At 68.9% G+C, this 18255-nt stretch carries 30 protein-coding genes and 1 tRNA gene; 26 read left to right on the forward strand and 5 right to left on the reverse strand.

The window, feature by feature from the left end; all coding sequences use genetic code 11:
- Positions 1-240: 240 nt before the first annotated feature.
- The 3 genes from QSJ60_RS17740 to QSJ60_RS17750 form a co-directional block, all read right to left on the reverse strand.
- Positions 241-325, reverse strand: a tRNA-Tyr gene (locus tag QSJ60_RS17740).
- Positions 326-441: 116 nt separating this feature from the next.
- Positions 442-1134 carry a PH domain-containing protein gene (locus tag QSJ60_RS17745; RefSeq protein WP_230767743.1) on the reverse strand — a complete coding sequence of 231 codons (693 nt, stop codon included), beginning with the start codon at positions 1132-1134 and terminating at the stop codon, positions 442-444.
- A gap of 19 nt (positions 1135-1153) precedes the next feature.
- Positions 1154-1318 (reverse strand): hypothetical protein, encoded by a 165-nt coding sequence (locus tag QSJ60_RS17750; RefSeq protein WP_230767744.1) that lies wholly within the window; start codon positions 1316-1318, stop codon positions 1154-1156.
- Between the two features lie 112 nt (positions 1319-1430).
- On the opposite strand from QSJ60_RS17750, the gene QSJ60_RS17755 reads away from it, so the two are divergent.
- A complete protein-coding gene (locus QSJ60_RS17755) occupies positions 1431-2273 on the forward strand; it encodes an MOSC domain-containing protein (RefSeq protein ID WP_285464934.1) in 843 nt (280 codons plus the stop codon).
- A gap of 65 nt (positions 2274-2338) precedes the next feature.
- Here QSJ60_RS17755 and QSJ60_RS17760 read toward each other — a convergent pair whose 3' ends face one another.
- The gene (locus QSJ60_RS17760) at positions 2339-3814 is read right to left on the reverse strand and encodes a recombinase family protein (RefSeq protein ID WP_285464935.1); all 1476 of its coding nucleotides are present in this window, start codon (positions 3812-3814) and stop codon (positions 2339-2341) included.
- 153 nt (positions 3815-3967) lie between these two features.
- Positions 3968-4195: a helix-turn-helix domain-containing protein gene (locus QSJ60_RS17765; RefSeq protein WP_285464937.1), complete on the reverse strand. Its 228-nt coding sequence runs from the start codon at positions 4193-4195 to the stop codon at positions 3968-3970.
- 95 nt (positions 4196-4290) lie between these two features.
- On the opposite strand from QSJ60_RS17765, the gene QSJ60_RS17770 reads away from it, so the two are divergent.
- The 25 genes from QSJ60_RS17770 to QSJ60_RS17890 all read left to right on the forward strand — a co-directional run bounded on the left by QSJ60_RS17770 (position 4291) and on the right by QSJ60_RS17890 (position 17996).
- Positions 4291-4521, forward strand: a complete 231-nt coding sequence (locus tag QSJ60_RS17770) for a helix-turn-helix domain-containing protein (protein WP_285464939.1) — start codon at positions 4291-4293, stop codon at positions 4519-4521.
- Between the two features lie 176 nt (positions 4522-4697).
- Positions 4698-5045, forward strand: coding sequence for a hypothetical protein (locus QSJ60_RS17775; protein ID WP_285464940.1), 348 nt, complete (start codon positions 4698-4700; stop codon positions 5043-5045).
- 181 nt (positions 5046-5226) lie between these two features.
- Positions 5227-5646, forward strand: a complete 420-nt coding sequence (locus QSJ60_RS17780) for a hypothetical protein (protein WP_285464942.1) — start codon at positions 5227-5229, stop codon at positions 5644-5646.
- Complete coding sequence (locus QSJ60_RS17785) at positions 5643-5843, forward strand: hypothetical protein (RefSeq protein ID WP_285464944.1); 201 nt, start codon at positions 5643-5645, stop codon at positions 5841-5843. The genes QSJ60_RS17780 and QSJ60_RS17785 overlap by 4 nt, the downstream gene beginning before the upstream one ends.
- A 2-nt stretch (positions 5844-5845) precedes the next feature.
- Positions 5846-7060 carry an AAA family ATPase gene (locus QSJ60_RS17790; RefSeq protein ID WP_285464946.1) on the forward strand — a complete coding sequence of 405 codons (1215 nt, stop codon included), beginning with the start codon at positions 5846-5848 and terminating at the stop codon, positions 7058-7060.
- Positions 7060-7479 carry a hypothetical protein gene (locus QSJ60_RS17795; protein ID WP_285464948.1) on the forward strand — a complete coding sequence of 140 codons (420 nt, stop codon included), beginning with the start codon at positions 7060-7062 and terminating at the stop codon, positions 7477-7479. Before QSJ60_RS17790 ends, QSJ60_RS17795 begins: the two co-directional genes overlap by 1 nt.
- Positions 7476-7826, forward strand: coding sequence for a hypothetical protein (locus tag QSJ60_RS17800; RefSeq protein WP_285464950.1), 351 nt, complete (start codon positions 7476-7478; stop codon positions 7824-7826). The genes QSJ60_RS17795 and QSJ60_RS17800 overlap by 4 nt, the downstream gene beginning before the upstream one ends.
- The gene (locus QSJ60_RS17805) at positions 7823-8152 is read left to right on the forward strand and encodes a hypothetical protein (RefSeq protein WP_285464952.1); all 330 of its coding nucleotides are present in this window, start codon (positions 7823-7825) and stop codon (positions 8150-8152) included. Before QSJ60_RS17800 ends, QSJ60_RS17805 begins: the two co-directional genes overlap by 4 nt.
- Positions 8149-8760 carry a hypothetical protein gene (locus tag QSJ60_RS17810; RefSeq protein ID WP_285464953.1) on the forward strand — a complete coding sequence of 204 codons (612 nt, stop codon included), beginning with the start codon at positions 8149-8151 and terminating at the stop codon, positions 8758-8760. The genes QSJ60_RS17805 and QSJ60_RS17810 overlap by 4 nt, the downstream gene beginning before the upstream one ends.
- The gene (locus QSJ60_RS17815) at positions 8761-9657 is read left to right on the forward strand and encodes a hypothetical protein (RefSeq protein ID WP_285464955.1); all 897 of its coding nucleotides are present in this window, start codon (positions 8761-8763) and stop codon (positions 9655-9657) included. It begins immediately after the preceding gene.
- Complete coding sequence (locus tag QSJ60_RS17820; RefSeq protein WP_285464957.1) at positions 9654-10052, forward strand: hypothetical protein; 399 nt, start codon at positions 9654-9656, stop codon at positions 10050-10052. Before QSJ60_RS17815 ends, QSJ60_RS17820 begins: the two co-directional genes overlap by 4 nt.
- Before the next feature lie 18 nt (positions 10053-10070).
- Positions 10071-10751, forward strand: coding sequence for a hypothetical protein (locus QSJ60_RS17825; RefSeq protein ID WP_285464958.1), 681 nt, complete (start codon positions 10071-10073; stop codon positions 10749-10751).
- A 77-nt stretch (positions 10752-10828) separates the two neighbouring features.
- Positions 10829-11431 carry a hypothetical protein gene (locus QSJ60_RS17830; protein WP_285464960.1) on the forward strand — a complete coding sequence of 201 codons (603 nt, stop codon included), beginning with the start codon at positions 10829-10831 and terminating at the stop codon, positions 11429-11431.
- Entirely contained in the window at positions 11428-13995 is a 2568-nt protein-coding gene (locus QSJ60_RS17835; RefSeq protein ID WP_285464961.1) for a DNA methyltransferase, read from the forward strand. Before QSJ60_RS17830 ends, QSJ60_RS17835 begins: the two co-directional genes overlap by 4 nt.
- Positions 13996-14245: 250 nt before the next feature.
- A complete protein-coding gene (locus QSJ60_RS17840) occupies positions 14246-14656 on the forward strand; it encodes an HNH endonuclease (RefSeq protein ID WP_285464963.1) in 411 nt (136 codons plus the stop codon).
- On the forward strand, positions 14656-14874 hold the full coding sequence (locus QSJ60_RS17845) for a hypothetical protein (RefSeq protein ID WP_285464965.1): 219 nt from the start codon (positions 14656-14658) through the stop codon (positions 14872-14874). The genes QSJ60_RS17840 and QSJ60_RS17845 overlap by 1 nt, the downstream gene beginning before the upstream one ends.
- Positions 14874-15296 carry a GIY-YIG nuclease family protein gene (locus QSJ60_RS17850; protein WP_285464966.1) on the forward strand — a complete coding sequence of 141 codons (423 nt, stop codon included), beginning with the start codon at positions 14874-14876 and terminating at the stop codon, positions 15294-15296. Before QSJ60_RS17845 ends, QSJ60_RS17850 begins: the two co-directional genes overlap by 1 nt.
- Positions 15296-15664, forward strand: a complete 369-nt coding sequence (locus QSJ60_RS17855) for a hypothetical protein (RefSeq protein WP_285464968.1) — start codon at positions 15296-15298, stop codon at positions 15662-15664. Before QSJ60_RS17850 ends, QSJ60_RS17855 begins: the two co-directional genes overlap by 1 nt.
- A gap of 148 nt (positions 15665-15812) precedes the next feature.
- Entirely contained in the window at positions 15813-16022 is a 210-nt protein-coding gene (locus tag QSJ60_RS17860; protein ID WP_285464970.1) for a hypothetical protein, read from the forward strand.
- Complete coding sequence (locus QSJ60_RS17865; protein ID WP_285464972.1) at positions 16019-16213, forward strand: hypothetical protein; 195 nt, start codon at positions 16019-16021, stop codon at positions 16211-16213. Before QSJ60_RS17860 ends, QSJ60_RS17865 begins: the two co-directional genes overlap by 4 nt.
- A complete protein-coding gene (locus QSJ60_RS17870) occupies positions 16210-16617 on the forward strand; it encodes a hypothetical protein (RefSeq protein ID WP_285464973.1) in 408 nt (135 codons plus the stop codon). The genes QSJ60_RS17865 and QSJ60_RS17870 overlap by 4 nt, the downstream gene beginning before the upstream one ends.
- Complete coding sequence (locus QSJ60_RS17875; RefSeq protein ID WP_285464974.1) at positions 16614-16895, forward strand: hypothetical protein; 282 nt, start codon at positions 16614-16616, stop codon at positions 16893-16895. Before QSJ60_RS17870 ends, QSJ60_RS17875 begins: the two co-directional genes overlap by 4 nt.
- The gene (locus QSJ60_RS17880; RefSeq protein ID WP_285464976.1) at positions 16892-17551 is read left to right on the forward strand and encodes a hypothetical protein; all 660 of its coding nucleotides are present in this window, start codon (positions 16892-16894) and stop codon (positions 17549-17551) included. Before QSJ60_RS17875 ends, QSJ60_RS17880 begins: the two co-directional genes overlap by 4 nt.
- Complete coding sequence (locus QSJ60_RS17885; protein WP_285464977.1) at positions 17548-17778, forward strand: helix-turn-helix domain-containing protein; 231 nt, start codon at positions 17548-17550, stop codon at positions 17776-17778. Before QSJ60_RS17880 ends, QSJ60_RS17885 begins: the two co-directional genes overlap by 4 nt.
- Positions 17775-17996, forward strand: a complete 222-nt coding sequence (locus QSJ60_RS17890; protein ID WP_285464978.1) for a hypothetical protein — start codon at positions 17775-17777, stop codon at positions 17994-17996. The genes QSJ60_RS17885 and QSJ60_RS17890 overlap by 4 nt, the downstream gene beginning before the upstream one ends.
- Positions 17997-18255: the final 259 nt, after the last annotated feature.

An 18255-nucleotide genomic window follows, 5' to 3' on the forward strand; every position in this document is an offset into this window, starting at 1 on the left:
GATGCGACTCGAACACCGCACGCGCGCGGCGCGACTTCGGAAACAGTCAGTTCTGAGGACGTGAGTTGCATCTCTGAGTTCGATGGGACCGCTCACCAAAGCCGGAAAACGTGAAGTAGAGGGGCAGTCGGGGCGCCTTGATGAGAGGCCCGGACGAGATATCAAGCCCCCGCAGGCACGAAAACCGAGGAAGAAACGACGAAGGCCACCGGAGTCCGGTGGCCTTCGACGTGAAACTGATGGTGGCGAGTGAGGGATTCGAACCCCCGAATGCTGAGCAGTCTGATTTACAGTCAGATCCCTTTGGCCGCTTGGGTAACTCGCCATGTGCACCCGACCACGTTCTGCACACAACCGGGGGCCTCACAAGGATACTCGGACCGCGCCCGCTGACGAAATCGAGTTCACCGCCCGCCGCAGCGACCCCGAGCCGAAACCGGATCAGCGGGTTTCGCGCCACCAGGGCAGCTCGTCGCCGTAGTCCCGCGTCGCGTTCAGATCCCGAGTGTCGGCCGCGGCATCCGCCTCGGCCCGAGCTGCCATCTGCCCGCCGCTCGCCGCGTCGTAGGCGGCGAGCTGGCCGACCCGCGTCGGGTCGTACTCGGGCATCGGGAAGTCCGGCTGAGGCATCCGCCCGCGGAGCCCCGAGCGCTGGATGACCCGTTGGATCGTGAGCCCGCGCTCGTCGGGTCGCCCGACGAAGCGGATCTCGCGGAGCCCCTGATCCTGCGCCGCGGACTCAAAGACGAAGTGGCCGTAGCCGATGATCCGGCCGACGAAGGGCGTGTGCACCGAGATGTCGAGGATGCGGGCGAGCGGCATCGTGGCGATGCGCTGCGACAGGATGCCGTGCACCCGGAAGACCCGCATGTTCGTGATGACGAAGCGGTCCATCCGCAGCCCGATGTAGCGCCAGAGCCCGTGCAGGAGCAGCCCGAGCGCGAGGAGCAGCGGCACGAAGTACAGGGGCTTCGGCAGCACCGCGAGGAGCAGCAGCACGGGCGCCGCGGCGACCATCTCGGCGACGCAGCCGACCTTCGCGGCCCAGTGCTTGCCGACCTCGTCGACGATCACCTCGCCCTCGTCGGCGATGAGATGCCGCTCGACCTTCGGGTCGAGGCCGAACACGCTCACGGCAGCATCCGCCCGCCGCTCAGGACGCGAGCGAGGTGAAGAAGCGGCCGACGCCGTCGACGGCGGTGGCGACGCCGTTCACGGCCCCCTGCACGAGGTTCGCCGCGTCCTCCGGCCGGCTGATCATGTAGAAGAGCGCGAACACGACGACCAGCACGAGGGCCAGGGGCTTGATCCACTTCACGTTCGCGATCCCTTCGATCGGAGTCCGCCGTCGTTTCTACCCCACCCGAACGGGGGCCGCCAGATGACACGCGGATGGGGGACAAGACGAGCCCGGCGGGTACGGTGCTGTGATGCAGCTCACGCGCGTCCGCATCCATCCGGTCAAGTCCTTCGCCGGCTTCGACGTGCCGAGCGCGACCGTGCTGCCCTGGGGGCTCGCCGGCGATCGCCGCTGGGCGGTCGTCGACCCGGAGGGCGCCCCCGTCACGGCGCGCGAGGAGAACGCCCTGCTCGGGCTCGCCGCGACCCCGCTCGCCGACGACGCACTGCGGCTCGGCGAGGAGCGCGATGCGGCCGGCAGCCTGCTCGTCGCGGCCCCGCGCGGCACCGAGCCCGTCGCGGTCGGGCACTCGCGTCAGGGCACGGCGCTGCCGGCGGGCGGGGAGGCGGATGCCTGGATCAGCGCGCGCATCGGCCGCCCGCTCCGGCTCGTCTGGCAGCCGGACCCGACGGCGCGCACCGTGAAGCCCGACTACGGCGGACGACCGGGCGATTCGCTGACGCTCGCGGATGCCTCGCCGCTACTGCTCGCGAGCGAGGCCTCCCTCACCCTGCTGAACGAGCTCGCCGCGGGCGACGCCGCCGAGCGCGGCGACGCGGAGCCCGCGCCCCTCGTCATGGAGCGCTTCCGGCCGAACCTCGTCGTCGACGGCGAGACGCCGTTCGCCGAGGAGGCGTGGACGCGGGTGCGCATCGGCGACGTCGAGTTCCGCGTCGAGGGCTGCTGCGACCGCTGCGTGATGACGACGATCGACCCCGGGACGCTCGTGCGAGGCAAGGAGCCGATCCGCACGCTCGCGCGGCACCGGCGCCGCGAGGGCAAGACCTGGTTCGGCGTGCGGCTCGTTCCGGTGCTGGATGCATCGTCGGGCGACTCCGTCGCGGTCGGCGACGCGCTGCACGTGCACGGCTGAGCCGAGCCGCGCGGCCCTGGCTAGACTGGCGGCATGGCAGATTCGACGTTCGACATCGTCATGTTCTAACCGTCGTTTTCCTCAAGCTCCGTCCACGCCGGTCGGACCGTGACTCGCTGCTCTTTGCGGGCACCGCGTGCAGATGCCGGAGCCACCTCCACCCACGCGATGAGCGGCCTTAGGACGTGCTGCCGCTGTGCGTTCGACAACCTAGGCCACTGCGCACGCAGGTCCCCAGGAAGCTCAGAGAGGGCGGCAATGCTCGTAGGGTTCTCGGCGAGGATCTGCAGCTGTCGTGTCGCCGCGTTCCGTTCGGACTCGATTCGCTCTGCCGCCACCTTGTAGGCCTCCGCGGTGACTACTCCGTCGAGGTGTCGCACCGTCAGGGTGGCTAGTCGATCGTTGGCCTTCTCGATTTCGCGCCGCAAGTACGACCGACGGGTTCCGGTCTTCGTCAGCTTCACATGTAGAGCCGCGCGAGCGTCGGCCTGAGCGGCGACCTCATCCGCGAGCGCGAGCGCCCAGTCCTCGACTGCCTTCTCGGCTCTCCAGGCAACGATGGAGACCTTGCGGTGGCCGTCGGTCACAGTCGATCGGGAACAGACATAGGTCGGACCGACCGGGTATTGGTGGCCGTGCATTCGGCCACCGCAGTCGCCGCAGCGCAGCATCCCCGTGAGCAGGTATTTCCCGGCTTCGCGCGCAGGAACACGATGGCGCTTCGCGCGAGCCGCGACGTACGCATCCCAGAGCTCGCCGTCGACGATCGCCTCGTGTGCACCGCGGGTGAACTCCCGCTCCCAGACGCGCCGGGCGCTACGCGCCCGTCCGATCAGCCCAGCCGCGAAGCCGGTGTCCAGCATCCCGAGCGTGGACTGGTACGTCCATCGTGAACCTCTAGCCGACGGGATGCCGAGCTCGTTCAGCCGGCGCGTAAGTTGCGCTGCACCTGCTCCTGAGAGGTACCGCTTGTAGAGATCAACGAGAATGGGCGCGATCTCAGGATCGGGCGAGTAGGCGTCGCCCTCTCGTCGGTAGCCGAATCGAGGACCTCCAGTTGGTGGCAACCCTGCCCGGCGCCGATGCTCGCGAACCTCTCGCCACTGCTCTCCGATCTGCTCCGACTGGAATGCCGCGTACTCCGTCATCATGCCGCGAGCGAACCGTCCGGACGCCGTAGTGGTGTCGAGTGGCTCCGTGGCGGATTCGATCCGTCCGCCGGCACTCTCGACGCGCTCTGCCGCCAGCGCGAAGTGCAGCCGGTTGCGGGCGAGACGAGACCACTTCCAGAGAACCACGACGTCCGCTCGGCCTGCCTCGACGGCGAACATGACCTCCTGCACCGCGGGCCGGTTGTCCCAGCGGCGGCCTGAGTATCCGGGATCGGAGTGCACTTCGACAATGTCGTAGCCCATGCGCTCGCAGTAGTCCCTGCCGGCCTGTTCCTGCATCTCGATACTGATCGATTCGTCACGATGCACCGACTGTCGAAGGTAGAGCACGGCGCGGGCGCGCGCCCGCGCCCCCTGTGGCTTGATCACGAGTCCCCCTCTCCTGGGGTGCGTGTTGATGTGGTGCAATCCTCTTGCATGCCCTACATTCGAACACAACTTCGAACATTGGGGAACGTAATGACGCTCACGACGGGCCTGATCCTGAGGATTGCGACAGAACTCGGCGTGCAGCCTTCGCGCCTAGTCGAGGTTCTTGGCGGCGTCGTCGAGCAGGCGCCCCGGGGAGATGCCTAGGGCATCCGCGATCTTGAAGAGCGCAGAGACGGGAGTGTCACGCGTCCCCTTCAGGTAGCGCCGCAGCGTCACCGTCGGAATCCCCGACCTCTCCGCGAGAGCCGTATCGGTGAGCTGAGCACGAGCCTGGGCCGCCCGGAGCTCCGCAGCCGCCGCCACAACATACTTGTCCATGTGGATGACACTAGCGCCATTTTGGATCACGAAACAACCCAAATAGGTGTGTTCCCTTAGTTGACATGATCCATTTGGATCACTAGGTTTGCTGCATGGATTACACACCGACCCGAGAGGCCGCGGACAAGGTCGCCGCAGCCATCCTCCGATCCGGCCGCTCCAAGGCCTCCGTCGCCCAGGCCGCCGGCATCCCCCACACGACCTTCACTCGCAAGATCAACGGCGACACGGAGTTCACTTTCGGCGAGCTCCTCCGCATCGCCGAGGTCCTCGAGATCGCCCCCTCAAACCTGACGCCTTCCGCGTTCATGGCGGTGGCCTGATGCCGACGCGCGACGAGGCCATCGCCGCCGCGGCCGACGCGTTCCTCGATGTGCTGGACGAGCTGGCCGCCGAAGAAGCAGAACGTGCTGCTGCCGCATGAGTGCGGGCTCAGACCGAGCGGCCAAGTGAAACGGCCTCGCTGCAACGAGGCCGAATCGAGAAAGGAACAAGTCCCTTGAACAGCGCCGACAATACCACCCGGGTCGAGGTGAAGCACCTGCATCACTCCCACGACCCCGAGACATCCCGGATCGCGGCCGAGTCCGTCGATCGTGACGAGGCGTCCCGCGTGCAGCAGGCCATCCTCGACCTCCTCGCCGAGGAGCCACGCGCCGACTTCGAGCTGATCCCGGCGTACTTCAACCTCCGCGTCGAGAACGACTGGCCGTTCGTCCAGCCTCACTCGATCGCCCGCCGCCGCTCGGAACTCCACATGCTGGGCCGCGTCTACGACACCGGCGAACGCCGGCAGACGCCGTACCGCCGGCCCGCCGTCGTGTGGGCCGTGAGGGAGGCGGCGTGATGGACGACACCGCCCTCGACCTCATCGAGACGACCGCGTCCGTGCGCGACGTAGCTCTCCCGCCCGCACCTCCCGTGGCCGCGTCCACGGCGACCGGGTCTGTGCCCTCCGTCCTCCCCCGCCGGCACCGGCGTCTCTCGTGGACGGCACGGCAGTGGCGCAAGCTCCGCGGAGGCACCCGATGAGCGGCGTGCACATCCGGTACGGCCGCCTCCAGGGCGTGAAGTGCTGGGGCTGGACCGACGAAACCCGCGAGCGGAAGTGCCCGCTCTACGACGTTCCGCAGTACGACGTGGACGCCGAGTTCGACGACCCGCGGCGCACCGCCGTGTGGACCTGCGAGGGGTGCGGCACCCCGTACGCGGAGCCGTACGACGAGCCGCGCGAGCGGCCCGCCCACCACGACGTCGCACCCGAGTCGAAGGGGTCGCTCGCGATCGCGCAGGCGCTCTTCATCCTCGTCATCGTCGGCTGCGCCCTCGTCGCCGTCGGCGCACTCGGGCGGAGCCTCCCCCTCGCGCTCGCCGGCGTCTGGCTCGCCCTCTCCCCCATCCTCATCGCCGCGTGGCTCAGCGGCCGTCCTCGAAAGGACAACTCGTGAAGACCTACCTCACCCCCGACGGCATCCCCGTCCTCGAGATCAGCGCGGCCGAACTCCTCGGCCCGAACGTGCACCCCGCGTTCACCGCCGCCGTCGACCAGATGAGCGCCGCCGCACTCGACGCCTACGGGCCGAACTCGCCCAAGGCGCCCGGCTATGCCGACCGGCTCGCCGACCTCGCTGACGGGAGGGACTGACCATGGCACTCCAAGTCCTCAACTTGCGCGCCGAGAATTACAAGCGCCTCAAGGCCGTCGACATCACCCCCGAGGGCAACGTCGTCTTCATCGGCGGCCGCAACGCCCAGGGCAAGACGTCCGTCCTCGACGCGATCTGGGCAGCCCTCGCCGGCGGCGAAGCATCCCGCGCGACACAGCAGCCCATCCGAGACGGCCAGGACACCGCCGTCGTCCGCCTCGACCTCGGAGACCTCATCGTCACCCGCCGGTGGACGAAGGACGACTCCGGCACCCTCACCGTCGAAGCGCCCGACGGCGCGAAGCACTCCTCGCCGCAGAAGCTCCTCGACCAGGCGATCGGGGCGCGGGCGTTCGACCCGCTCGCGTTCACCCGCCTGCCCGCCCGCGAGCAGCTCGCCGCGCTCGTCGCCACCGTCGACCTCCCGTTCGACCCCGACGAGCTCGAGCGGGAACGGAAGGGCGTCTACGACCGCCGCACCGAGATCGGTCGCGACGTCACGAAGCTCGAGGGCCAGCTCGCCGGCTACACGCAGCCCGACCCCTCGCTGCCCGAGGCCGAGGAGTCCGCCGCGGACGTGCTCGCCGAGCGCGAGCGGGCCCGCTCGAACAACGAAATGTACGAGCGCGCCGTCGCCGCCGAGAAGCGGCTCATGGAGGAGATCAACGAGCTCGAGGAGCAGCTGCGCGAGAAGATGAACAACCTCGCGCTGCTGCAGGATGCCGCGCTGCAGCTCGACCGCCCGGTCGACCTCGCGCCGTTCGACGAGCGGCTCGCAACCCTCGAGCAGACGAACGCCCGCGTCCGCGCCCAGCAGCAGCGCGCGGCCGTCGCCGCCGAGCTCGCCGAGCGGAAGCAGGCGCACGCGCAGCACACCCTCAAGCTGCAGCAGATCGAGCAGCGGAAGGCCGCCGCCCTCGCCGAGGTCGAGTTCCCCGTCCCGGGGCTCTCGTTCAACGACACCGGGGTCACGTTCAACGGCATCCCGTTCTCGCAGGCATCCGCCGCCGAACAGCTCCGCGTGTCCGTCGCGCTCGCGATGGCCGCGAACCCCACCCTCCGGGTGCTGCGCATCCTCGACGGCTCCCTGCTCGACTCGAAGTCGCTCGAGTTGATCGCCGAGCTCGCCGCCGAGCACGACTACCAGGTGTGGATCGAAGTCGTCGACGAGTCTGGCTCGGTCGGGTTCGTCATCGAAGACGGCGAGGTGCGCTGATGTCCCGCGAGATCCTCATCGAGCACAACGGCGTGGAGTACGGCGGCCAGATCGGCACGATCAAGTCCACCTCCCTCGGCTACGAGTTCCACGGCATCCTGACCGCGTCCCTCACCATCGAGTGGTCCGGCGGCGGCGTCAGCGTCGGCGGCTTCTGCCTCGACGAGCCGAAGGACCGTGAAGGCCGGGACTACTCCCGCCGCGGCACCGCCTACGGCCTCGACCACATCATCCGGATCATCGAGACCGTCGGCGTCGAGCGATGGGAAGACCTCCAAGGCCGCCAGGTGATCGTCCTCTTCGAGGGCCGCTCGGCGTGGGGCGCGCACTCCGTCGGCCTCGCGAACACGACAGACGACTCGAAGGTGCTCGTGCTCGGCGAGCACGCCGCGCTCTGGCGAGAGGGGGCGGAGCTGTGAGCACGATCGACCTGCTGCGGGCCGCAGCCCAGAAGCTCGAAGCGCTCCGGGACGCGAGCACGCCCGGCCCGTGGGAGCTCCGCGGGCATGAGATCGTCCGTGACTCCGAAGGGCTTCCGGTGATTCAGGCCCTCTGGGTGGCCGACATCGACCCCGTCGCGCAGGATGCCGAGCTGATCGTCGCCCTGCATCGCACGATCGAGACGCAGCTCGCGATCCTCCGGGAGGCGCTCGTGATCGTCACGCCGAGCGCCCCGGGGGCGGTCGTCAGCTACGACGCCGGCCCCCGCTCGAAGGTCGGTCTCGCATTGGCTCTGGCTGGCGCGATCCTCGGGAGGAACTCGTGAGCGCGGTCGACCACGCCGCCGAGGCGCGCCGCATCGTCGCCGATGGTGAGGCCGCCGTCGGGAAGCTGCGCGAGGCGCACGAGAAGGGCAACTACCTCATCGCGGACGAGTACGGCAAGAAGGCGATGGGGTGCTGGGCGCAGGCTCAGGTGCACGCGACGCTCGCGCTCGTCGAGCAACAGCGCATCGCGAATCTCATCGCACTGGCCTCGCTGCGCGTCGATCCGCTCGACTTCCCTCCGCTCCGGCATCTCGCGATCGAGCCCAGGGACGAGCACAGCGTGCAACCTGTCGCCACGATCCGCGAAGGGCTTGGCCTCGCATGAGCGAGCTCGCAGACCTCGGGCGGACGCTCGCGGACTCCGCCGACCGTGAGTCGTGGCTCGCCGTGCACGGCCGCGTGATCGGCTCGTCGACGGCCGGGAAGTTCGCGAAGCCCGGCTCGGTGGAGACGTACGTGCGGCAGATCCTCGAACCGCGCACCTTCCGGGGGAACGCGGCGACCGAGTCGGGCAACCGGTGGGAGCCGATGCTGCTCGCCTGGGCCGGGGCCGACCCGAACAGCCTCCTCATCCACCACCCCGACAACGAGCGCTTCGGCGCCACGGTCGACGGCACCCGCCGCGTCGGCGCCCGCCTCGGCATCACCGAGACGAAGACGAAGCACAACCGCATCGTCACCGGCCCGACCCCGTACGAGATCCGGCAGCTCGCCTGGCAGCTCTACTGCATCCCCGAGGCGGAGTTCGCCGACTGGGTGTGGGGCGAGCTCGTCGAGCAGGGCGGCGAGTGGGTGCTCCGCCGCGATCCGCAGGCCCTCGTCTTCTACCGCGATCACCCGCAGATCGTCGCCGCTACCTCCCTGATCGTGCCGATCGCGCACGACGTCGTCGCCGCGCTCGACGCGGTCCCCGCACTCGAAGGAGCGTTCTGAATGTCCACCGCCGTCGTCGCCTACGAAGCCGCCTCGCTCACCGAGCGCCGCGAGTACGCGCAGACCCTCGCCGCCGCTGGCGACCTGATCCCCCGCGGCCTCTGGTCCCCGGTGCAGCGCCCCGACGGGTCGATGGGCCCGGCCGCGCCTTCGCCCGGGAAGGTGCTCCTCGTCATCGAGACGGGCGCGATGCTCGGCCTCCACCCGGCCGCCGCGCTGCAGTCGATCAACGTCGTCGAGGGCCGCGCGACGCTCTCCGCGCAGCTCATCGCCGGGCTCATCCGCAAGGCGGGGAACCGGCTGGAGATCCGCAAGACCGGCAGCATCCCGACGGGCGACTACTCCGTGACCGTCGTCGGCACGATCACCCAGACCGGCGAGGAGTTCGAGTCGACCTGGGACATCCCCCGCGCGATCCGCGCAGGCCTCGTCGATTCGTACCGGCAGAACGCCGACGGCGTCTGGGAGGTCCGCGCCCGCTCGAGCCAGGGTAAGGCGAAGCCGTGGGAGTCGTACGCCGAGGTCATGCCCGTGTGGCGTGCGATCTCCGAGGTCTCCCGCTTCGGGTTCTCCGACGTCACGTTCGGGCTCTACTCCACCGAGGAGCTCACCGACGGCGGCCCCGCCCTGCCGGTCTCCGAGCCCGACCCCGAGCCGTCGGAGGACTGGGCGGCGCTCATCGCCGCGGCCGACACCCGTGACGCCCTCGAAGAGATCCGCGAGCGCATGCGCCCGGAGGCGACCGAGAAGCTCAAGGCCGCCTGGTTCGCCCGCGCCGGCGTCCTCGCCCGTGACGCGAACGTCGTCGACGCCGAGGTGCTCGACGACCCCGAACCGCGGGACGAGGCGGCCATAGCCGCCGAGGCGCGCGCCGAGTTCGAGGACGCACAGCCGTGACCGAGCAGTCCGCGTTCATCCAGAAGGCCGACCAGCTGCGCGAGTTCTCCGCGACCAACCCGGTCGAGATGGAGTTCTTCATCCGCGAGGCCAACGCCCTGCTCGAGGACATGCCCGACGTGCTCCTCGCGATCAACGAGCAACGGTACGCCGCCGAGCGCGAGTACTCGCGGATCAAGAACACCGCCCTCGTCGACCACGGCAAGTCGATGATCCCGACGTTCGCCCGCGCGCAGGCCGAGCTCGACGCCGCCGAAGCGAAGGCGCTCTGGGATCAGAAGCGCGCCGAGTACCACTACGCCGAGGACACCCAGAAGGCCCTCACCACCAAGATCTACTCGATGCTCAACGTGAACAAGGCCGTTGCGGCCGCGTACGCGACGCATCGGGGCTGACCCACGAAGGGACACCTCATGACCAGCAAGAAGAACACCGTCACGATCTCCGCGCAAAGCGCGAAGTACCTCGCGGATGCGATGCTCGCCGCGGCGTCCAAGGACGACGCCACTCCGCTGATCTGTGCCGCGCAGATCACCGTCAGCCCGGACGAGCTCCGCGGCCTCGCGACCGACCGCTACCGGGTCCACACCGTCGCGCTGAACGTCCAGAGCAAGCCGAAGGCGCACGAGTTCGTCATGCCGCGTGACGCCCTCCTGTGGCTGTCGAAGAACGCGCTCGCGTTCACCTCGCGACGGTACACCGCGTTCGACCCGATCGTGACGTTCACCACCCGCGCACCGGGCGAAGCGAACGACGACCACGGCTACCTCAAGCTTGAGGTCCGGCAGAGCCTCGACTCCGGCGACGTCGAGGGTGTCATTTCCCGCACCGGCCCCCTCGTGAAGGGCAACTTTCCGCCCATCGGGAAGCTCTTCGAGAAGGCCCGCGCCGCGGAGCTCCACGCTGGCCCATTCATGCTCAAGCCCGAGCTGCTGGCCTCCCTCCGAGTCCTCGGAGGCAAGTGGGACGTGCCGCTCATCCGCCCCACGGCATCCGACAACCCGGCCAAGCCGGGCCCCGTGCACTTCGAGTTCAAGCAGGGCGACCGCGTGTTCGCGGAGGCCCTGATCCAGCCGAACCTGATCGTCCGGTAGCGAACCGGGGGCTCAGCAGGATTCCGGCCCGCTGAGCCCCCACACCCACCCCCGTACTCCCTGCGAAGGAACCAGCGATGGACACCACATTCTCCGGCGCCGCCGACGGCGCGCACAACCTCACCGACCAGACCCCGGCCGAGCCGCCCCGGTTCGTCGGCATCGACTTCTCCCTCACCGCCACCGGCATCGCCGTCATCGATGGCGGCACGGCCCGCACCGAGCTCGTGAAGACCCGTCCCGACGACGGCACCATCGACGGTTTCACCCGGCGGTGCGCGTCGATCGTGCAGGGCCTCTTCGAGGCCGGCGAGCTCTTCTCCGGCGACCGGGTCGCGATCGAGGGCGTCTCGATGCACTCCCGCTCATCCAGCCTCGACCGCATCTACGGCGGATGGTGGCTCGTCGCCAGCGAGCTGCAGGCGTACCTCGCCCACCCGATCGTGGTCATCACCCCGTCGCAGCGCGCGAAGTACGCCACCGGCAAGGGCAACGCAGGCAAGGATGCCGTGCTCCTCAGCGTCGCCCGCCGATACCCCGACGTCCCCGTAGCCGACAACAACGAGGCTGACGCTCTCGTCCTCGCCGCGATGATCGCCCGCCTCGGCGGACGCCCGATCGACATCGGACTGCCTCTGACCCACATCGACGCGCTTGCCAAGGTCCGGTGGGACGCATGAGCCCCCTCGCACTCACCACCGGCAACCCCGGCACCCTCGACTACGACGAGTTCCTGCGCGAGAAGGTCGCGTTCGATCGCAAGTTCGGCTTCGACGTCGACCCGACCGAGATCAGTCCCGCACTCAAGCCACACCAGGCCGCGATCGTGCGATGGGCCGTCGCCGGCGGCCGCCGCGCGATCTTCGCGAAGTTCGGCCTCGGCAAGTCGGTCATGCAGCTGGAAATCCTCCGCCTCATCACCGACCGGATGCGGCCCTCGTCGCGCGCGCTGATCGTCGCCCCGCTCGGCGTCCGCAGCGAGTTCATCCGCGACGGCCGCGAGCTGCTCGGCCTCGACGTGAAGTTCGTACGGCACACGCACGAGCTCGACGGCGGCGGGTTCTACGTCACGAACTACGAGTCCGTCCGCGACGGCAAGCTCGACGTGTCGCTCTTCGACGCCGTCTCTCTCGACGAGGCATCCGTGCTCCGCTCGTTCGGGTCGAAGACGTACCAGGAGTTTCTCGGGCTGTTCGACGCCGTGCCGTACCGGTTCGTCGCGACCGCGACGCCGTCACCGAACCGGCACAAGGAGCTGATCCACTACGCAGGGTTCCTCGGCATCATGGACACCGGCGCCGCCCTGACCCGGTTCTTCCAGCGCGACAGCTCGAAGGCCGGGAACCTCCAGCTATACCCGCACAAGGAGCGCGAGTTCTGGCTGTGGCTGAACACGTGGGCGTGCTTCCTCCAGCGGCCCTCCGACCTCGGGTTCCCCGATGACGGGTACGAGCTGCCCCCGATCGACGTGCGCTGGCACGAGGTCGCGATCGACCTGCACTCCGACCGGATGGACCGCGACGGGCAGGGCGTCCTCGTCCGCGGCGGCGCGCTCAGCATGGTCGACGCGGCACGCGAGAAGCGGCAGACCATGGACGACCGCATCGCCAAGGCGCTCGAGCTCGTCCGGGAGCACCACGCCGCCGGCGACGAGCAGCTCGTCATCTGGTGCCACCTCAACGACGAGCAGACCGCGCTCGAGCGGGCTCTCGTCGCCGAAGACATCTCGTTCTCCTCCGTGCACGGCTCCCTCGCCGACGACGAGGCCGAGGCGCGCCTCGACGCGTGGCGCGCATCCGACACGGCCGAGCTGATCGGAAAGCCGGTGATGCTCGGGCAGGGCATGAACCTGCAGCAGGCGCACGTCGCGATCTTCGTCGGCATCGACTACAAGTTCAACGACACGATCCAGGCCGTGCACCGCATCCAGCGGTACGGGCAGACGCGCCCCGTCGTCGTGCACCTGATCTACGCCGAGTCCGAGACGGAGGTCCGCTCCACCCTCGAAGCGAAGTGGATCGAGCACGACCGCCTCACCGACACCATGTCGGACATCATCCGCGAGCACGGCCTCGACCCGCTCGCGATCAGCGCCGAACTCACCCGCGCGATGGGCGTCGAACGCGACGTCCACGCCGGCGACGGGTGGACGATCGCACTGAACGACTCCGTCGTCGAGTGGCGCGACCACGTGCAACCCGACTCGATGGGCCTGATCGTCACGTCGATCCCGTTCGGGAACCACTACGAGTACTCCCCGAACTACGCCGACTTCGGCCACACCGACGACAACGACCACTTCTGGTGGCAGATGGACTACCTCACGCCGTCGCTCCTGCGAGCGCTCAAGCCCGGCCGCATCATGGCCGTGCACGTGAAGGATCGGCTCCTGTTCGGCTCCGTCACCGGCAAGGGCCGCTACACCGTCTCCCCGCTGCACGCCGAAGCCATCGCGCACTACACCGGCCACGGCTTCGACTACCACGGCATGATCACCGTCACCACCGACGTCGTCCGCGAGAACAACCAGACCTACCGGCTCTCGTACTCGAAGATGCTCAAGGACCACACCCCGATGGGTGTCGGTTCACCCGAGTACGTCCTCCTGTTCGGCAAGCCCCAGACTGACCGCACGAAGGGGTGGGCCGACGAGCGCGTCACGAAGGATGCCGCCGCGTACACGGTCGGGCAGTGGCAGATCGACGCCGCCGCCGACTGGCGCACCGGCGGCGACCGGCTGCTCTCCGTCGACGAGCTCATGCAGCTCGACCCCGAGACGCGCTCGCGCCTGTTCACCGAGCAGTCGCTGCGGTCCGTGTACGACTACGACGAGCACGTGCGCCTCGCGAACGAGCTCGCCGCGAAGCACGCCCTACCCGGCACGTTCGCGTCCCTCGTGCCCGGCTCCTGGCACCCCGCCGTCTGGCATGACGTGCTCCGCATCGACACGCTCAACAGCGAGCAGAAGCGCCGCAACGTCGAACAGCACATCTGCCCGTTCCCGCTCGACATCCCCCGCCGGCTCATCAACGAGTACTCCAACGAGGGCGACCTCGTCGGCGACCCGTTCTCTGGGCTCGGCTCAACCGTGCTCTGCGCTGTCGAAGCCGGCCGCGAGGGCTTCGGGTCCGAGCTGAACCCGGCGTCTGTCGCCGACTCGCTCGTCTACCTCCGGCGCCACGATGACCGCGCAAAGATGCCTACCCTGTTCGATCTTCTCGACGAAGAAGCTGGTGCAGCGTGACCGCCCAAGCGCGCCCCTCCTTCGACAACAGGCAGACTGCGGCAGCTGCGGCGAGCAAGGTGTCGGGGGCAAACGAGAGGAGCATGTGCGCGCAGTTTAGGGCGTACATCGGGGCATCCGGCCAACTCATCAGGATCATGGCGCGGAGCGTACAGAGGACGCGGAGCCACTCGGCAGATTCAGTCATGTCCAATGAATCCGCCAACAGTCGACCCCCTGCCCACGCTACTCGGGACGCAGGGGGCTGCTCATGATCGGCCCGAAGCTCGCCCGCCCGACACCGGCAGAAGAGCGCGACGCATACGAGCTCGCCACGCTCCGCGACTCGGACACCTGCCAGCGGTGCCGCCGCGCGCAGGGCACGAACCGGGACCACCGGAAGAACCGCTCCCAGGGTGGCCACACGGTCGCGTCGAACCTGCAGCTCCTCTGCGGCACCGGCACCACCGGTTGCCACGGATGGGTGACTTCTCACCCCGCGGATGCCGTTGCGGACGGCTGGGCGGTGCCCGGCTGGGCGGACTGGCGCGAGTGGCCGGCCCGCCGCTGGGTGCCGGGCCCATGGGGTGCGCTGCGCCTCGCCTGGGTGCTCTACGACGACGAGGGCGCCTGGGTCGAGATCCCCGAGTACGAAGCACACGAACGCATGGGAGGTGCGTGATGGCGTTCCCCGCGAATTTTCCCGGCCGCTGCACGGCGTGCGGGGAGTCGATCGAGCCTGGCGATCTGATCCGTTCCGAGGGCGGCCGGTACGTGCACGAAGACTGCGAGCGCGCCGCCCTCCCGGGCGCCGCACTCGACCCGACCGAGCTGCGGCCCGGCGAGGTCGTCTGCGACGTGTGCTTCCTCGTGAAGCCGTGCGAATGCGAGGAGACTTGATGGAAGAACAGCTCAGACCCAACGGTGAGGCCGACCCGCGCCGCGTGCATGTGGGCCGACACTTCACCGTCAACTGGGCCTTCATCACCGAGGCGGCGACGATCCGCTGCTACGTGTACGAGGTCTACGACGCCAGTCACACGCTGCTGTACGTCGGCATCACGGACGGCTTCCCGGGCCGCTGGTCGGCACACCTGAGCAAGTCCTGGTGGACGCGCGAAGCGACCGTCGATTACGTCATCCTCACCGGGTACGAGTCCCGCAGCGCCGCGCGCAAGGTCGAAGCGACGCTGATCCACGAGCGCACGCCGATCTACAACACGAAGCCTGAGTGGAAGTTCCTGCGTCTCGCGCGCTCCACAGGGCTGCCCGATGACTCTCTCATCGCCGAGCTCCTCCCGACCGGATGGGGTGGTCGCTGATGGCGGGAATGTCCTGGGTGCGGGTCGATGCGTCGCTCGCGTCGAACCACAAAGTGCTCACGCTTCTGTCCGAACGAGGCGGCGATCACGCGCTCTGCGTGTACGTATTCGCGCTCGGACACTGCGGTCAGCAGGGCACGGACGGGTTCGTTCCGGAGATCGCCCTGGGGCTCATCCACGGGAAGAAGCGCGATGCCGATCTGCTCGTCCAGGTGGGCATGTGGCGGCCAGTCCCGGGCGGGTTCGAGGTGCCGGATTGGGCGGAATATCAACCATCCGACGAGGAATCGCGCCGCCGCTCGGAGAAGGCGAAGAAGGCCGCGAGCATCCGCTGGGCAAAGAAGAACGGGGGCGCAAGCAATGCCTGAGCACATGCCCGGAGCAATGCTCGACGCATGCTCGGAGCAATCCACGAACGAACGAACGTACGTAACGGACGTACGTAACCAAGACACGAGCAGAGATTCTTGCGTTCCTGATGCGGCTGGCCCTGTGGATAACCGGGTTGAGCGCGTCGTGATTCGACGGAAGCTGTTCCCGTGGACCGGTGAGCCGGCATGGCGGGTGTCGCATTCGTCGATTCCGCAGGGCCGCCCGCTGCACGGATCGGTGCACTTCGACGTGTTCGAGGACGCGCTCGACTACGCGAACTCGTTGCACCGCCGCAGCGCCGAGAACCTCGCCGCCGGCTTCGCGTCCATCCACAAGCCAGGGCTCGCAGCATGAGCGCCGGCTTCCTGCAGTCGGACCTCGACTTCGCCGAGTGGCTCGGCGAGACGCAGGCCCGCGTCACTCCGACAGGGCTTCGCCGAGAGGCGTGGACTCCCCCGGCAGACGAGACACGTCGCCGCGACTACGACAACCAGACCGAGCACCTCCGGGCGCTCATCCACACGAAGGAGAACCAGACACCATGACCACGCTCACCTACACCTCGACGCTCGACTCGCTGACCTGCGGCGTCTGCGAGATCCCGTTCGCGATCCCACGCAACAAGCTCGCGAAGGTCCAGGCCGACGGCAGCTCGTTCTGGTGCCCGAACGGGCACAAGATCTCGTACCACCAGAGCCGCAACGACGAGCTCGAAGCCGCGCTCGCTGCTGAGCGGCGACGGCGCCAGCGAGCCGAGGCGCGCGAGACGTCGACGCGCGACCAGCTGGAAGCCACTGAACGGTCGCTCCGCGGCCACAAAGCGGCGAAGACGCGGATCAAGAACCGGATCGCCGCGGGCGTGTGCCCCTGCTGCAACCGCCGCTTCGAGAACCTCGCTCGCCACATGTCCGGGCAGCACCCCGACTTCACGCAGCGGGGCGACGCGTGAGCGCCCCGGACCTCAGCCCGGAGGAGAAGGCGACCGTCGCCCGCTTCGGCATCCACAGCGGCGGAGACGGCATCCCAGAGGTGCGTGTCGAACGCGACGCGAGCCGCTACCTCGGCCTCGACGAGGTGAACGCGTTCCGCCTCGCCGGCGTGCCCGTGACCGACACCCCGGACCCGCTGGAGTGCTGTGCGTCCTGCCGTCGCGGGACGAAGAGCCTCGGCGAGTTCCCCTGCGGTCGAGACGGGAAGTGCCGCTGCCACGGAGGGAGACCCCGATGACGCTGCTGTGCATCACGACGACCCGCATCCCGGGCATCCGTCCCTGCACCCATCGCGACCAGCACATCGACTCGTGCGACGGGTGGGCCTACGTGTGGAACGCGGAGCGGTCCCGGGAGGAAGCCACCGGCCGCGAGTGCACCGGCTGCCTCCCCCGCGAGGCGCGCGTCGGGCTGCTGTGCTGGGGCTGCTGGAACCGGCTCGAAGCGGCCTACGCCGAGTGGGACCGGTTCGCCGCGGTCGTCGAAGGCATCGACCGGGCGGTGCAGGGCGACAACGGTGGCATCCGCGGCAGCTCCGCCGGGCACGTGAACCTCGCGCAGACGACCCTGCACCTGGACGCCTGCCGCTCGTACCTCCGGACCCGTGCCGGGACGCTCGAGTCGTGGGTTTCGACCGAACCCGGCGCCCGCGACGCCGTGCAGTTCACGGCTGCCGCGCAGGCCGCGTATCGGTCCCTGCCGATCGAGATGCGCCCGGTGAAGCTCCGCCGGGTGTTCTGCCCGTCCTGTCGCCTGGCGTCGCTCGTGCGAGAGCCGCCGGCAGGGTTCGCGCAGGACGAGGTCGTCGTCTGCCAGACCGCGGGCTGCGGGAAGCGCATCACAGACCAGCGGTCCGTCGTGACGATCGCGGAGATCGAACGGAGGGTCGGGTGAAGGAGTGGCTCACGATCACCGAGGCCGCAGCGCTCGCCGGCCGCCACACGTCGCGCATCTACCGGTGGATCGACGACCGCAAGCTCAGCCCGAACGACGTCGGCCGAAGCCTCGACTCCGGCGCCCTCGTCGTCCGCGCTGACGCCATCCGAGCCCTGCAGGTGAAGCGGGGCCGACCGAAGGGAACCGCGTCCCGCAACGGACGCCGAACGGAAGGAACACCATGACCACCACGAAGACCCCGGAGCAGTCCGAGCGCGTGCAGCTCGACATCCTCAACGAGCTCGCCGACGTGCGCGCCCGACTGGTCGACGCCGAGCGCGCGAAGGCAGACGTCTGGGACGAAGGCTACAAGGCCGGCAATGTCGACGGGTACTTCGAAACTCGTGAGGAGAAGAACCCCTACCGCCAGGAGGACGTTGTGGAGGAGAGCCACCGTGGCTGACCGTACCGTGCACTGCACCATCGTCCCGATCGGAGGCGGGCGGATCGAGATCGTCCGATACGACCGGTCTGGGAAGTGGTTCTACGAGTCGGGTGCCACCCGCTGGCGGCTCACGCTCGATGAGGCGGCTTCGATGGCCGACGACCGACCGGCGGTGATCTGGCACGAAGGCCGCCCGGGAGGCCTCATGTTTGATGCCCGAGTCCGACGGATGCGGGCATCGAGCTCGCGACGAAGCCCAGACGATGCAGGACGAGAG

Origin of the sequence: Agromyces sp. NBRC 114283, from assembly GCF_030268405.1 — a bacterium.
GTDB classification, from domain to species: domain Bacteria; phylum Actinomycetota; class Actinomycetes; order Actinomycetales; family Microbacteriaceae; genus Agromyces; species Agromyces mediolanus.

What these genes read in the sequence shown, in the direction of transcription:
- QSJ60_RS17865 (WP_285464972.1), top strand. Translation starts at nt 16,019, where the DNA reads ATGAGCGCCGGCTTCCTGCAGTCGGACCTCGACTTCGCCGAGTGGCTC.
- QSJ60_RS17850 (WP_285464966.1), top strand. Translation starts at nt 14,874, where the DNA reads ATGGAAGAACAGCTCAGACCCAACGGTGAGGCCGACCCGCGCCGCGTG.
- QSJ60_RS17810 (WP_285464953.1), top strand. Translation starts at nt 8,149, where the DNA reads ATGAGCGAGCTCGCAGACCTCGGGCGGACGCTCGCGGACTCCGCCGAC.
- QSJ60_RS17825 (WP_285464958.1), top strand. Translation starts at nt 10,071, where the DNA reads ATGACCAGCAAGAAGAACACCGTCACGATCTCCGCGCAAAGCGCGAAG.
- QSJ60_RS17790 (WP_285464946.1), top strand. Translation starts at nt 5,846, where the DNA reads ATGGCACTCCAAGTCCTCAACTTGCGCGCCGAGAATTACAAGCGCCTC.
- QSJ60_RS17845 (WP_285464965.1), top strand. Translation starts at nt 14,656, where the DNA reads ATGGCGTTCCCCGCGAATTTTCCCGGCCGCTGCACGGCGTGCGGGGAG.
- QSJ60_RS17890 (WP_285464978.1), top strand. Translation starts at nt 17,775, where the DNA reads ATGACCACCACGAAGACCCCGGAGCAGTCCGAGCGCGTGCAGCTCGAC.
- QSJ60_RS17780 (WP_285464942.1), top strand. Translation starts at nt 5,227, where the DNA reads ATGAGCGGCGTGCACATCCGGTACGGCCGCCTCCAGGGCGTGAAGTGC.
- QSJ60_RS17815 (WP_285464955.1), top strand. Translation starts at nt 8,761, where the DNA reads ATGTCCACCGCCGTCGTCGCCTACGAAGCCGCCTCGCTCACCGAGCGC.
- QSJ60_RS17795 (WP_285464948.1), top strand. Translation starts at nt 7,060, where the DNA reads ATGTCCCGCGAGATCCTCATCGAGCACAACGGCGTGGAGTACGGCGGC.
- QSJ60_RS17765 (WP_285464937.1), bottom strand. Translation starts at nt 4,195, where the DNA reads ATGGACAAGTATGTTGTGGCGGCGGCTGCGGAGCTCCGGGCGGCCCAG.
- QSJ60_RS17840 (WP_285464963.1), top strand. Translation starts at nt 14,246, where the DNA reads ATGATCGGCCCGAAGCTCGCCCGCCCGACACCGGCAGAAGAGCGCGAC.
- QSJ60_RS17755 (WP_285464934.1), top strand. Translation starts at nt 1,431, where the DNA reads ATGCAGCTCACGCGCGTCCGCATCCATCCGGTCAAGTCCTTCGCCGGC.
- QSJ60_RS17835 (WP_285464961.1), top strand. Translation starts at nt 11,428, where the DNA reads ATGAGCCCCCTCGCACTCACCACCGGCAACCCCGGCACCCTCGACTAC.
- QSJ60_RS17870 (WP_285464973.1), top strand. Translation starts at nt 16,210, where the DNA reads ATGACCACGCTCACCTACACCTCGACGCTCGACTCGCTGACCTGCGGC.
- QSJ60_RS17830 (WP_285464960.1), top strand. Translation starts at nt 10,829, where the DNA reads ATGGACACCACATTCTCCGGCGCCGCCGACGGCGCGCACAACCTCACC.
- QSJ60_RS17855 (WP_285464968.1), top strand. Translation starts at nt 15,296, where the DNA reads ATGGCGGGAATGTCCTGGGTGCGGGTCGATGCGTCGCTCGCGTCGAAC.
- QSJ60_RS17880 (WP_285464976.1), top strand. Translation starts at nt 16,892, where the DNA reads ATGACGCTGCTGTGCATCACGACGACCCGCATCCCGGGCATCCGTCCC.
- QSJ60_RS17770 (WP_285464939.1), top strand. Translation starts at nt 4,291, where the DNA reads ATGGATTACACACCGACCCGAGAGGCCGCGGACAAGGTCGCCGCAGCC.